Here is a 12,681-nt window from a genome sequence, read left to right on the forward strand (position 1 = left end):
CATTATGCAAGCCGATCCGCAAACCCGTCCCCCCAAGGACGGCGCATCCAAAACCCCTTTGATCATCCTCGCGGTCATTGTCGTACTGGGCGTCCTGGCCTGGCTGTTCTGGCCCAAAGCCGAGGCTCCCCAGCAGCAACTGCCGCCTCCGGTCATGGAACAGGAAACCCAGCCGGCCGAACTGCCTCCCGAGCCAAAAGCGGTAGACAACCAGGCGCAAACCACTGAACCCCCCGTCGTGGAGGAAGAAGCAGTGGAAACCGAGGCACCAGAGCCCGCCGCCGAGCCCCTGCCAGCCCTTAACGACAGTGACAGCGCCGTGCGCGCCGACCTCCAGGCCCTGCTGCCGGCCCAAAGCCCGTTGCGTACCCAGGAGCCGGCCCTGATCAGCAAGTTCACCCAGATCCTGGCCACCGCCGTGGAAGGCTACCTGCCCCAGCGCCAAAAACTGATCGCCTCTCCCGACCAACCCTTCCTGGTGATCCGCGACGGCGACAACCTCTACCTGGACAGCGACAGCTACCAGCGCTTCAGCCCCTATGTGCAGGCCTTCGTAGCCCTGGACAACGACAGCCTGTTGGCCTTCCTGAACAAGTGGCAGCCGCTGTTCAAAGAGGCTTACGGCCAACTGGGCCTGGACGGTGACCGTTTTGACGATAACCTGGTCACCATCATCGACCTGGCCCTGGCTACACCGGAACCGGCCGAGCCCATCCGCCTCAAACAACCCAAGGTGCTTTACCAGTTTGCCGACATGCAGCTGGAACGCCTGCCGCCCATCCAGAAGATCCTGATCCGCATGGGGCCGGATAACAGAGCCAAGGTCAAAGCCAAGCTCGGCGAGCTAAAGGCGGCCCTGGCAGCGGAATAACGGCGTTTGATGCCGTCGATAAAAATGTTTTGTTTTACCCACCCCAAGGCTTGGCCAATACTCCGAACCGAGAGCGCCTTGGAGGTGGGTTATGCAAACGAGTTTTGTCAGTTCAAAACGCTTTTTCGACCAGAAGCACTTTCCCCACGGTTTTGCCCGCAGCGGTGACTTTACCCGCAGCGAGGCCAACCTGTTGGAAGCCCATGGCCAGTCCCTGCAGGCCCTGGCCAGCGGCCTGCTAAGCCCGGCCACGGCCGAGGAACATCAATTCCTGGAAACCTGCCAGGGTACCCGCCAGCCGGCCAGTGCCCTGGAGAAAGTCTGGGCCAAGTACCAGCGCATCCTGGACAACAGGAAAAGGGTGCTGACCCTCTGCGACGACTGGGCATCCTTGCGTAACGCCAAAGCCCGTTACGACGAGCCCGACGACAGCAGCGAAGACTAAGCCACAAAAAAGGCAGCCAACAGGCTGCCTTTTTTCATGGGACTTAGATCACCAGATCTTCACCCGCTCGGCCGGGGCCAGGTACAGCTTGTCGCCGGGTTTGACGTCAAAAGCCTGGTACCAGGCGTCCAGGTTGCGCACCGTCAGGGCCCGGTACATACCGGGGGCGTGGCCGTCGGTGGCAATACGCTGGCGCAGGGCCTGGTCACGCATCTTGGTGGCCCAGGTCTGGGCGAAGGCGATAAAGAAGCGCTGATCGCCGCTCAGGCCGTCGATCACCGGGGCTTCCTTGCCGCCCAATGAGGCGCGGTAGGCGTCATAGGCAGCAGCCAGGCCGGCCACGTCGGCGATGTTCTCACCCAGGGTGAGCTGGCCGTTCACATGGAGATCGGCAAAGGGCTGGTAGCCGTCGAACTGGGCCGCCAGGGCCTCACCCTGCTTGGCAAAACGGGCAAAGTCGGCCGGAGTCCACCAGTTGCGCATGGCGCCGGTGGAATCGAAGGCAGCGCCGTTGTTGTCGAAGCTGTGACTGATCTCATGGCCGATCACAGCCCCCACGGCGCCGTAGTTGTAGGCGTCATCGGCCTCGGCGTCGAAGAAGGGCGGTTGCAGTATGCCGGCCGGGAAGTTCAGGGCGTTTTGCACCGGTAGGTTCACGGCGTTGACGATCTGGGCGTTCATCCACCACTCGCCCTTGTCCATGGCCTGGCCAATTTTGGCCAGCTGGTGGGCGGTTTCCACTTTCTCGCCGTTCACGGCATTGGCATAGGCGTTTTTGGCGTCAACGGCGTAGCTGCCGTAGTCACGCCAATGGTCAGGATAACCCACCCCCACCACCAGGGAGTCCACCTTGGCCAGGGCCTCTTTCTTGGTGGACGGCGCCATCCAGTCCAGGGCCTCTACCCTGTCATGAAAAGCGCTGATGATCTGGCCGGTCATGGCCTTGACCTTGGCCTTGGCAGAGGCCGGGAAGTACTGGGCCACATAGGCTTCGCCGACGGCGTCACCCAGATATTGGTCAAGGGCGTCCAGGGCGCGCTTGTCGCGGCTGCGCTGCTGGGGGGTGCCGGACAGGGTGGTGCCGTAGAAGGCGAAATGGGCCTGGTCGATGGCGCTGGGCAGCACGTCGGCGTGGCTGTTGATCTGGTGGAACACCAACCAGTCTTTCCAGGCGGCCAGGGGCGCTGAGGCCACCAGGGCCGACAGGGCCGGTATGGCGCCGGCGTGGTAGGCGGCAAAACGCTGCTGCTGGCCAAGGCCGGCGGCGGCGAAGAAAGCGCTCCAGTCTATACCCGGGGCCTTGGCGTCAAAGTCGCTGCGGCTCCAGACACCGGAGGCCTTGGCAAAGTCTTCACTGTCGGCGCGGCTGACATGAGCCTGGGCGATCTGCGTTTCCAGGGCAAAGATACGGTCGGCCCGCTCGGCGGCCTTATCGATACCGGCGGTGGTCAGCAGGGTCTCGATGTACTGGCGATACTGGCTGCGGATAGCCTGCATCTTGGGGTCGTCAGACAGGTAGTACTGGCGCTCGGGCAGGCCAAGGCCCCCTTGCAGCACGTAAGGCAGCACTTCACCCGGGGTCGCCAGGCCCTGGGTCACAAAGAGGCCGAACAGGTTCTCGGTGTGGTAATTGGTGGCGTTGAGGGGGTCCACGTCGGCCCGCAGGTTGGCGCCCAGCACCTGGGACAGTTCGGCCCTGTCGGCTATGGCCTGGTAACGGGCCAGATCGGCGGCCAGGGGGGCCATGCCGGCGGCGTCGATGGCGGCCTGGTCGGTGTAGGCCTGGTAGAAGGCGGCAATGCGCCCGTCATCGGAGCCGGCCGGGTGGCTGTCCTTGACCAGCTTGGCAACCAGGCTGGCCTTATGGCTTTCGGTGGCGTTGAAAGCTTCCAGGAAAGAACCGGTGGAAGAGCGATCGGCAGGGATCTGGGTCTGGGTCATCCAGTGGCCGTTGGCGTAGGCGTAGAAGTCGTCGCCGGGCTTGACGCTGGTGTCCATGGCGGCCAGGTCGATGCCGCCAGCCGTGGCGCTATTAGCCGTTTCGCTCTGACAGCCGGCCAGGGTGCCCAGCAGAGCTGCACCAGTGACAACAAGGGTAGCCATTCGTTTCATGATGGGGCTTACCTTCTAGTGGTGAGTGGAGTCTTGCAAACCGCCAAGCTTACCTCAACGTCAAGGCAGTGCCGCAACAAAAGTGTGATGGGATGTAACGGCAAGGCGGCCAGAAAAATCTGCAGCGGCCCATGCCAGCCCTGGTGGCACCGCGCTAGAATCGGCACTCTCGGGTGGCCCTTTGGCTGAGCCCATTTTCGTTTTGCAAGGAGGCCCCATGCGCGTGGCCATACTCTCTGCCAAGGCCGAACTCCATTCCACCCAGCGGCTGGTGGCTGCCGCCAAGGACAGGGGCCTGGACCCCAAGGTACTGAGCCCCCTTGGCTGCCAACTGATCCTGGACACCCAAGAAGGCCCGGCCCTTTACTACCAGGGCCAGCGCCAACCGGCCTTTGCCGCCGTGCTGCCCCGGGTGGGTCACGAGCTGACCCTGCTGGGGGCCATGGTGCTGCGCCACCTGCAAACCCAGGGCAGTTACAGCCCCACCGGCGCCAGTGCCCTGCTCAGCGCCCGCGACAAGTTCCACGCCCTGCAACTGCTGCTGGCCCAGGGGCTACCCATGCCCGCCACCGCCTTTGGCAGCGATCCCGAACAGATCCCGCTGCTGATGGCACAGGTGGGGGGGGCGCCCCTGGTGATCAAGGTGCTGGAAGGCTCCCAAGGCATAGGGGTCAGCCTGGCCGACAGCCCCCAGGCCGCCCGCAGCACCCTGGAGGCCTTCCTGGGGGCCAAGGTCAATGTGCTGGTACAGGAGTTCATCGGCGAGTGCGCCGGCCAGGACCTGCGGCTGCTGGTGATAGGGGACAAGGTGGTGGCCGCCATGGCCCGCCAGGCCCAGCAAGGGGATTTTCGCGCCAACCTCCATTGCGGCGGCCAGGCCCAGGCGGTGGTGCCTACCCCGGAAGAATGCGCCATCGCCATCAAGGCCGCCCACACCCTGGGCCTGGGTATAGCCGGGGTCGACCTGCTGCGCTCCCATCGCGGCCCGCTGCTGCTGGAAGTGAACTCCAGCCCCGGCATCGAAGGCATCGAAAAGGCCACCGGCCTGGATATCGCCGGCCTGATGGTGGATTTTGTGCTGGCCCATTGCCGCTGATTGCCCTTTAGCAGGCGGCATCCTGCAATAAGACACTGCACACCCCAAGGAGCGGTTTCTCCAGACCTTGTTTATCTGCAGAGCAACCTGCTCCATTCTGATATAGAAGCAAACTGCATCGAGTAAAGGCATCCTGCTTAGGATGTGCTTTCGTCACCTAGCCAAGCTGATTGGTTAAAGCTTTTCATAAAAAATTTAATACTCATCACCAATCTTTATATTCACTTCCAATATCTTTCTGGATATGTTTCTCTATTTCTAATAAACGACCCAACCAAAACTGATAGCTTATGGTTGTCGAACATTCAAATGAATGTACAGTTCCGTTATGCTTGACTCTATTATTAATACAATTGATAAGTGACTCCGTAATTCCTTTTAGTTGCTCTGGTGCATTAACGATCTTACCAAGGTTTATTGGCACTATTTCATCATTTACCATTTGGAATTTCTTCAGGTCCTCACTATTTTTTATTTTTATCATTGAAGATTTAATATGAGATGGCAATACTATATTTCCACGCATTATAGATTGCAGGAATACATCAATAAAAGATGGTGATGGTTCGATTGATGCGTTCTTATTAAATACTTTTGCACTTCTTCTATACCTTGTAATAATAGATATATAGTAACTATTGTCTTCACTTGTTATAAAATAAAACCCGGGTATAGAGTCCTTTATAAAGAAACTCTCAAAAGCAAAATAAATTGAACCCAGAGTATCAGAAGAAAAGGTATTTCTTTCCAAAAGGAAAAATCCTAACCTTGTATCTGACTCCATGAACATTTTCTCTGCATTCATGTTTAACCCCCATTTGAATTAAATTAAAAATTAATACAAGAATGCTTTGAAATCGAAGTTAATACCACAATGCCTACCGAGCAAAATGTTCTTTATGTAAAAACTAGTCAGTCTTACTCATCTCAGTAATTAATAGTTATCATTTGAAACTGCTCATATCAAGAGTTAACCAATCCTGCTGTTGAAGTCTTGGAGCCCGTTAAGTGGAGCGCTTCGCTGGCAGGAGTGGAGGGGCAGCCGAGACAAGGATGTCGAAGCAGGTGAATACGTGCCGGGAGCGCGTATGAACCGGTGAACCGGGAGCGACTAGAAGCGAAGACATCGCGGAACATGGGCGGTGCCTTTGCCTACTTTGTGCGAAAACAAAGTAGGCCGGCTGCCGGGCCGGGACCCGGCCTAAAGCGGACACTCGGACACACACCGGACAACGGACAGCAAAAACGGACAGTCCAGCCCGGGCTCAAACCAATAAAACCCTTTAAAATCAGCAGGTAAAAATCTGGCACGTTCCTTGTTATAGCCATGTCAACAAAGGAGCTTGCCATGATCAGAGACACTTCAGGACAGGACATCGTCCTTAACAACCGCCGCCCCTACCGCAAATGGCTGGGTGTGGGCGCAGCCCTTACCCTGGTGGCCAGCCTCGGCTGGGCCATCACCGGCTGGCGCGACAGCGCCGGTGCCGACGCCGTGGTGTCTCGACAGGCCCTGCAGCTGGGCACAGTGGTCATGGCCGATATCCAGCGGGACATCAATGTCCAGGGCCGGGTGGTTGCCGCCAACAGTCCTACCCTCTATAGCCCGGCCCAAGGCATCGTCACTTACCTTATCAAGGCTGGTGACAGCGTCGAAGCCGACCAGGTCATCGCCCAGGTGGACAGCCCCTCCCTCACCTCCCAGCTCAAGCAGGAAGAAGCCAACCTGGCCCGCATGGACGGTGAACTGGAACGCCAGCGCATCCAGGCCAAACGCCAGGCCCTGGACAACCAGCAGGCGGCCGACATGGCCCAGGTGGACCTGGAAGCGGCCGACCGGGAAATGCGCCGGGCCCAGCTGTCCTGGCAAAAGCAGGTGATCAGCCAAATCGATTACGAGAAGGCCAAGGACGAACTGGCCCGGGCCAAACTGCGGGCCCGCCAGACCGCCCAGAACGCCTCCCTGGCCGTGGAAATGGCGGCCTTTGAGACCAAGAACCTGCAATTGCAGGTACAGCATCAGTCCCTGCTGGTGGCCGAGCTGCAGCGCCAGAGCGACGAGCTTAATGTCCGCTCGCCGGTGTCCGGCATGGTGGGCAGCCTGGCCCTGAGCCAAAAGGCGGCGGTGGCCGCCCACGAGGCCCTGCTCAGCGTGGTGGACCTGTCGAGCTTTGAAGTGGAAGTGCTGGTTCCCGAAACCTATGCCGACGACCTGGGCCTGGCCATGCCGGTGGTAGTGAAGGTCAATGGCCAGGAATGGCAAGGGGAAGTGGCCGCCATCAGCCCCGAGATCAGCAACAGCCAGGTAGTGGCGCGGCTGCGCTTTACCAACGACAGCCCCGACCGCCTGCGCCAGAACCAACGCCTGACCGCCCGTATCCTCTTGGAAAATCGCAATCAGGTACTGGCCGTGCCCCGTGGCGCCTTTATCGACGCCGACCAGGGCCGCAGCGCCTTTGTGCTGCGCGACAACAAGGCCCTGCGAGTACCCATTACCCTGGGGGCCGTCGGCAGCCGCCAGGCCGAGGTGGTTGATGGCCTGGTCGCCGGCGACCAGATCATCGTCTCGGACACCAGCCGTTTTAAAGATAACAACACCCTGCTTGTCACCGAATAAGGAGCATCACCATGTTGAAAATGGACAGCATCGCCAAGGTTTACCGCACCGACACCGTCGCCACCCACGCCCTGCGTGACTTCAGCCTGCACGTTAAGGAAGGGGAGTTTGTGGCGGTCACCGGGCCCTCCGGCTCCGGCAAGACCACCTTTTTGAATATCGCCGGGCTGTTGGAGACCTTCGAAGAAGGCCAATACCAGCTGGACGGAGTGGATGTCCGGGACCTTAAGGACAGCGCCCGTTCCAGGCTGCGCAACGAAAAGATCGGCTTTATCTTCCAGGGCTTTAACCTGATCCCGGACCTGTCATTGTTCGACAACGTCGACGTGCCCCTGCGCTACCGTGGCCTGGGAGCCAAGGAGCGCAAGGCCCGTATCGACGAGGCCCTGGAAAAGGTCGGCCTGGCGGCGCGCCGCCACCATTTGCCGTCACAGCTGTCCGGTGGCCAGCAGCAGCGGGTGGCCATAGCCCGGGCCCTGGCCGGCAAGCCCGCCTTTTTGCTGGCGGACGAACCCACCGGCAACCTGGACTCCCTGATGGCCCGCCAGGTCATGGAGCTACTGGAATCCATCAACAAGGACGGCACCACCATCGTCATGGTCACTCATGACCCGGACCTGGCCCGCCGCGCCCAGCGCAATATCCAGATCGTTGACGGCCAGGTGTCCGACTTCGATTTCAGCCAAGCCCGCCGCGCCTGAGGAGAGTGCCATGTTCAGTTATTACCTGCGCCTGGCCTGGCTGTCCTTCAAGGGCTCGCCGGTGATGTCCAGCCTGATGGTCATGGCCATCGCCGTGGGGGTGGGGGTGGCCATGAGCACCCTGACCCTGCAATACGTGATGTCCTCCAACGCCCTGGCCGACAAGAACGACCAGCTCTACTATGTGCAGCTGGATGTGCGCCCGGTCGACAACGATGGCGACCGGCGCACCCGTAACGGCCTGCCGGACCAGTTGGCCTACCCGGACGCCGAAGGATTGCTGCAATCGGACATCCCCACCTACCAGGTGGCCATGCACCAATGGGGCGGCACTATCACCTCCCCCAACCCCGATATCCGTCCGGCGCTGATCTCTCTGCGGGTCACCACCCGCGACTTCTTCGCCCTGTTCGACGTGCCCCTGCTCCAGGGCAGCACCTGGGACAAGAGCGCCGACACCCAGGGCCAGTACCAGGTGGTGCTGGGCAAGCGCACCAGCCAGCAGATGTTCGGTGACACCAACCCCGTGGGCCAGTCGGTGGAGATCAACGGCCATCCCTACCAGGTGGTAGGGGTAGCGGCCGACTTTGAACCGGCCCCCTCGGTACAGGACCTGACCGTTGGGTCCTTCGGCGGCAACGCCGACGCCTATGTGCCCTTCGGCCTGCACCGGCCCCTGAGTTTGATGCCCTGGGGCAACACGAGCTGCATGGGTGGCGGCAATGACGAGGGCCGCCCCGAAGGTTATGAAGGCATGCTGCAATCGAACTGCATCTGGCTGCAATACTGGGTGCAGCTGGACAGCCCAGAGCAAAAGGCCCGCTACCAGCAGTTCCTGGCCAACTACTACCAGGACCAGAAAAAGCAGGGCCGCTTCGAGCGTGACCACGGCGAGGCCCTGTCCACCCCGGCCCAATGGCTGTACCAGAACCGGGTGGTGGGTAACGACACCCAACTGCTAACCTGGCTGGCCTTCGCCTTCCTGCTTGTGTGCATCATCAACACCATCGCCCTGCTGCTGGCCAAGTTCCTGCGCATGGCCCCCCAAGCCGGAGTGCGCCGCGCCCTGGGTGCCAGCCGTGGCGCCGTCTTCACCCAGCACCTGATTGAAAGCGGCCTGGTGGGCGCCATCGGTGGCGTACTGGGTATTGGCCTGGCCCTGCTGGGGCTGGTGGCCATTCGCCAGCTGGTGGCTCCCAGCATGGCCGCCATAGTGCACATGGACCCGCTGATGATCTGTGTCACCGCCGGCCTGGCCCTGGTGGCCAGCCTCTTGGCCGGTGTCTACCCGGCTTGGCGGATCAGCAGCACCACCCCGGCCTACTACCTCAAGACCCAATAAGGAGCGCGACCATGTTTGAATTCGGACCCATACTGCGCACCTTGTGGCGCAACAAGACCGGCGCCTTGCTGATCATGCTGCAAACCGCCCTGACCCTGGCCATTGTCGTCAATGCCGCCTTTATCATCACCCAGCGCCAGGCCAAGATTGACAGGCCCACAGGCCTGGACGACGCCAATACTTTTTCCCTGTCGATAGTGCCGACCCAGGCCGGCGACAAGAACTTTGCCGACGTCGAACGGGACTTGATAACCCTGAACCAGCTGCCGGGCATCGTCAGCGCCACCATCGTCAACAGTGCGCCCCTGTCCAGCTCCGGCTCCACCAGCACCATGCGCTCGGAAGACAACAAGCCGGGTATAGGGGAAGTAGAGGCCAACGTCTTTAACACCGACCAGCGCGGCATGGACACCTTCGGCCTGAAGCTGCTGGCGGGGCGCAACTTCACCGCCAACGACATGACGGTAACCTCCAGCCTGGAAGGCAAGACCCCCAGCGTCTGTATCCTCACCCGGCAATTGGCGGACAACCTGTTCGGCAAAGGGGTGGACCCGGTCGGCAAGATGATCACCCCTGGAGTGCAAGTGATCGGGGTAGCCTCCGACACCATAGGCGCTTACCCCAACTCGGACGTGGCCGGGGACGTGGTGCTGGTACCGCTGTTCTACACCAACTTCAACCTGCGCTACCTTATTCGCGTCAAGCCCGGGCAACTGGACGAGATGATGAAAAAGGTGCCCCAGGTGCTGAACGAACTGGACAGCCAGCGGGTGATCACCGGGGTGCGCAGCCTGCAGGATTACAAACATTCGGCTTACCGCAGCGACCAGGCCACCATCTCCATGCTCAGCGTCACCATGGTGCTGATAAGCCTGGTCACCGGCCTGGGGGTTGTGGGGCTGACCCTGCTGTGGGTCAACCAGCGCCGCAAGCAAATCGGTACCCGCCGCGCCCTGGGGGCCACCAAGCTGATGGTGGTGCGCTACTTCCTGGTGGAAAACGGCATCATTATCGGCGCCGGTATCCTGCTGGGTTGCGCCTTGGCCTTGTTTGCCAACCACTTGATGGTGCAGCATTACCAGATGATGGCCCTCAACGGCGGCTATCTGGTTGGCGGCGTGGTAGCGGTGTGGCTGCTGGGTCTGCTGGCGGCACTGGTGCCCGCCTGGCGTGCCGCCCAGATCTCGCCGTCCTTGGCTACCCGCAGCGTTTAAAAGGATTGTATGGACAAGATCCTCATCATCGACGACAACCCCGCCGTGGGCCAGGCCCTGGGGTTGTTGTTAAAGCTCAACGGCCTGGACGCCGAAAGCGCCCTGACCCCCCAAGCCGGCCTTAAGCGCCTGGCCGAGGGGGGCATCAGCCTGGTGATCCAGGACATGAACTTCACGGCCGACACCACCAGCGGCGAAGAGGGCAAGGCCCTCTTCTTCGCCATTCGTGAGCGCTGCCCCGACATCCCCATCATCCTGCTCACCGCCTGGACCGAACTGGAAATGGCGGTCAACCTGGTCAAGGCCGGCGCCGCCGACTACCTGGGCAAACCCTGGGACGACGCCAAGCTGATCGCCACGGTGCAAAACCTGCTGGAACTGGCCGAACTGAGCCAGCAGCAGGCCATGGCCCGCGACCGCCATCACCAGCGCCAGACCAAACTGGCCGCCAACTTCGACTTGGCCGGCCTGGTGTACCAGTCCGACGCCATGCAGCGGTTGGTGGAAATGGCAGTGCAGGTGGCCAAGGCCGACGTGCCGGTGCTGATCACCGGCCCCAACGGCGCCGGTAAGGAAAAAATCGCCGAAATCATCCAGCGCAACTCCCAGGTGGCCGCCGGGCCCTTTGTGCGGGTCAACGCCGGCGCCCTGCCGCTGGACCTGATGGAAGCCGAACTGTTCGGCGCCGAACCCGGCGCCTACACCGGCCTCAATAAAACCCGCATCGGCCGCTTCGAGGCCGCCGACGGCGGCACCCTGTTCCTGGACGAGATTGGCAACCTGTCCCTCAGTGGCCAGATGAAACTGCTACGGGTGCTGCAAACCGGCGAGTTCGAACGGCTCGGCTCCACCCAGACCCGCAAAGTCAGGGTCAGGCTGATCTCCGCCACCAACACCGACCTGCCCGCCGCCATCGGCCAGGGCCAGTTTCGTGAAGATCTTTACTACCGCCTCAACGTCATTGAGCTGAGCCTGCCGCCCCTGCGGGAGCGGCGCGAAGACATACTGCCCCTGGCCCGCCATTTCCTGGCGGGACGCCCGTTGAGCCTGGACGCCTGTCGCATGCTGGAAGCCTACGACTGGCCCGGCAATGTGCGGGAGCTGGAAAACTGCCTGAAAAGGGCCATGTTGCTGGCCCTGGACCACCGCATTGAGGGCACGGATCTGAACCTGCCGGCGCCCCGCCAAAGCCGCCCTCGCCCCGCTTTCGAGCCGGACGAACAGCAATTGCGGGACGTGCTAGCCCAGGCCCCCAGCCTGGCCGAAGCCGCCCGCCTGCTGGGACTGTCCCGCCAGGCCCTGTACCGGCGCCTGGAAAAATACGGGATCAGCCCCCCATGAGCCTGGAAGCCAAACTGACCCTGGTCTTGGTGCTGAGCCTGGCGGCCCTGGCCGGCGCCGCCGGCGCCCTGCTGGAACTGGGCCTTGGCCCCTGGCTGGCGCTGCAGGTAGCGCTGCTGGGAGCATTGGTGCTGGGCCTGGTGCTGGGCCGTTTTGTGACCAGCCGCCTCAACAAGGGCCTGGACGCCCTGGGTACCGGCTTACTGAACTTCAAGGACAATGACTTTTCGGTTTCCCTGACCCACCAGGGCAAGGACGAGCTGGCCAATCTGGCCCGCCTCTATAACGAAGCGGCCCTGAAGCTGCGGGCCGAACGGGCCCATATCTACCAGCGCGAGCTGATGCTGGACACCGTACTGCAAAGCTCCCCCACCGCCTTGCTGCTGGCCGACCAGCAGCAGCGGCTTTTGTACGCCAACCCGGCCGCCCGCCAGTTGCTGGCCGAAGGCAAGGGCATCACCGGCCAAACCCTGGACCAGCTGCTGGCGCAATTGCCCCAGGCCCTGGCCGACGCCATGACGGCCCCCCAGGACGGCTTATTCAGCCTGGCCACAGCGCCTGAGCCGGAGATCTGGCACCTGTCCCGCAACAACTTCCAGCTCAACGGCCAGCGCCACCAGCTGTTCCTGTTCAAACAGCTGACCCGGGAGCTGAGCCGGGCCGAAGTCAGCACCTGGAAGAAGGTGATCCGGGTGATCAGCCACGAGCTCAACAATTCTCTGGCCCCTATCGCTTCCATGGCCCACTCGGGGCGCCAGTTGGTAAACCGGCCCGACCCGGCCCTGCTGGGCCAAGTGTTCGACACCATCAGCGAAAGGGCCGACCACCTCAACCGCTTCTTGCAAGGTTATGTGCGTTTCGCCCGCCTGCCACAACCCAACTGCCAGCCGGTGCACTGGCAGGAGCTTTTGGAAAGACTGCAAGGGGGGGGGGAATTTCGGG

At 61.5% G+C, this 12,681-nt stretch carries 11 protein-coding genes; 9 read left to right on the top strand and 2 right to left on the bottom strand.

Features of this window, described 5'->3' with window-relative positions; genetic code table 11:
- Positions 1-4 precede the first annotated feature (4 nt).
- Positions 5-871, top strand: a complete 867-nt coding sequence (locus B3C1_RS15330) for a DUF3014 domain-containing protein (protein ID WP_008485942.1) — start codon at positions 5-7, stop codon at positions 869-871.
- A gap of 91 nt (positions 872-962) precedes the next feature.
- Complete coding sequence (locus B3C1_RS15335; protein WP_008485943.1) at positions 963-1,316, top strand: MaoP family protein; 354 nt, start codon at positions 963-965, stop codon at positions 1,314-1,316.
- Between the two features lie 48 nt (positions 1,317-1,364).
- Here B3C1_RS15335 and B3C1_RS15340 read toward each other — a convergent pair whose 3' ends face one another.
- On the bottom strand, positions 1,365-3,428 hold the full coding sequence (locus B3C1_RS15340) for a M13 family metallopeptidase (protein WP_035482412.1): 2,064 nt from the start codon (positions 3,426-3,428) through the stop codon (positions 1,365-1,367).
- A gap of 217 nt (positions 3,429-3,645) precedes the next feature.
- Between B3C1_RS15340 and B3C1_RS15345 the strand changes: the two genes are divergently transcribed.
- Positions 3,646-4,524, top strand: a complete 879-nt coding sequence (locus B3C1_RS15345) for a RimK family alpha-L-glutamate ligase (RefSeq protein WP_008485945.1) — start codon at positions 3,646-3,648, stop codon at positions 4,522-4,524.
- 205 nt (positions 4,525-4,729) lie between these two features.
- Here the strand turns inward: B3C1_RS15345 and B3C1_RS20300 are convergent, their stop codons facing one another.
- A complete protein-coding gene (locus B3C1_RS20300) occupies positions 4,730-5,329 on the bottom strand; it encodes a hypothetical protein (RefSeq protein ID WP_156804582.1) in 600 nt (199 codons plus the stop codon).
- Positions 5,330-5,872: 543 nt separating this feature from the next.
- Between B3C1_RS20300 and B3C1_RS15350 the strand changes: the two genes are divergently transcribed.
- From B3C1_RS15350 to B3C1_RS15375, 6 genes are all read left to right on the top strand, one after another.
- The gene (locus B3C1_RS15350; protein ID WP_008485946.1) at positions 5,873-7,141 is read left to right on the top strand and encodes an efflux RND transporter periplasmic adaptor subunit; all 1,269 of its coding nucleotides are present in this window, start codon (positions 5,873-5,875) and stop codon (positions 7,139-7,141) included.
- A gap of 11 nt (positions 7,142-7,152) precedes the next feature.
- Complete coding sequence (locus B3C1_RS15355; RefSeq protein ID WP_008485947.1) at positions 7,153-7,842, top strand: ABC transporter ATP-binding protein; 690 nt, start codon at positions 7,153-7,155, stop codon at positions 7,840-7,842.
- Positions 7,843-7,852: 10 nt separating this feature from the next.
- The gene (locus B3C1_RS15360; RefSeq protein ID WP_008485949.1) at positions 7,853-9,184 is read left to right on the top strand and encodes an ABC transporter permease; all 1,332 of its coding nucleotides are present in this window, start codon (positions 7,853-7,855) and stop codon (positions 9,182-9,184) included.
- Between the two features lie 11 nt (positions 9,185-9,195).
- Entirely contained in the window at positions 9,196-10,398 is a 1,203-nt protein-coding gene (locus B3C1_RS15365; protein WP_008485950.1) for an ABC transporter permease, read from the top strand.
- Positions 10,399-10,407: 9 nt separating this feature from the next.
- On the top strand, positions 10,408-11,739 hold the full coding sequence (locus B3C1_RS15370; protein ID WP_008485951.1) for a sigma-54-dependent transcriptional regulator: 1,332 nt from the start codon (positions 10,408-10,410) through the stop codon (positions 11,737-11,739).
- The coding region (locus tag B3C1_RS15375) for a sensor histidine kinase (RefSeq protein ID WP_008485952.1) at positions 11,736-12,681 on the top strand (946 nt) is incomplete at its 3' end. The genes B3C1_RS15370 and B3C1_RS15375, both read left to right, overlap by 4 nt.

This window comes from Gallaecimonas xiamenensis 3-C-1, assembly GCF_000299915.1.
Taxonomy (GTDB): domain Bacteria; phylum Pseudomonadota; class Gammaproteobacteria; order Enterobacterales; family Gallaecimonadaceae; genus Gallaecimonas; species Gallaecimonas xiamenensis.

Excerpts from the sequence above, each read along its gene's own strand:
- B3C1_RS15350 (WP_008485946.1), top strand. The coding sequence starts at position 5,873 with ATGATCAGAGACACTTCAGGACAGGACATCGTCCTTAACAACCGCCGC.
- B3C1_RS15335 (WP_008485943.1), top strand. The coding sequence starts at position 963 with ATGCAAACGAGTTTTGTCAGTTCAAAACGCTTTTTCGACCAGAAGCAC.
- B3C1_RS15365 (WP_008485950.1), top strand. The coding sequence starts at position 9,196 with ATGTTTGAATTCGGACCCATACTGCGCACCTTGTGGCGCAACAAGACC.
- B3C1_RS15360 (WP_008485949.1), top strand. The coding sequence starts at position 7,853 with ATGTTCAGTTATTACCTGCGCCTGGCCTGGCTGTCCTTCAAGGGCTCG.
- B3C1_RS15370 (WP_008485951.1), top strand. The coding sequence starts at position 10,408 with ATGGACAAGATCCTCATCATCGACGACAACCCCGCCGTGGGCCAGGCC.
- B3C1_RS20300 (WP_156804582.1), bottom strand. The coding sequence starts at position 5,329 with ATGAATGCAGAGAAAATGTTCATGGAGTCAGATACAAGGTTAGGATTT.
- B3C1_RS15355 (WP_008485947.1), top strand. The coding sequence starts at position 7,153 with ATGTTGAAAATGGACAGCATCGCCAAGGTTTACCGCACCGACACCGTC.
- B3C1_RS15340 (WP_035482412.1), bottom strand. The coding sequence starts at position 3,428 with ATGAAACGAATGGCTACCCTTGTTGTCACTGGTGCAGCTCTGCTGGGC.
- B3C1_RS15330 (WP_008485942.1), top strand. The coding sequence starts at position 5 with ATGCAAGCCGATCCGCAAACCCGTCCCCCCAAGGACGGCGCATCCAAA.
- B3C1_RS15345 (WP_008485945.1), top strand. The coding sequence starts at position 3,646 with ATGCGCGTGGCCATACTCTCTGCCAAGGCCGAACTCCATTCCACCCAG.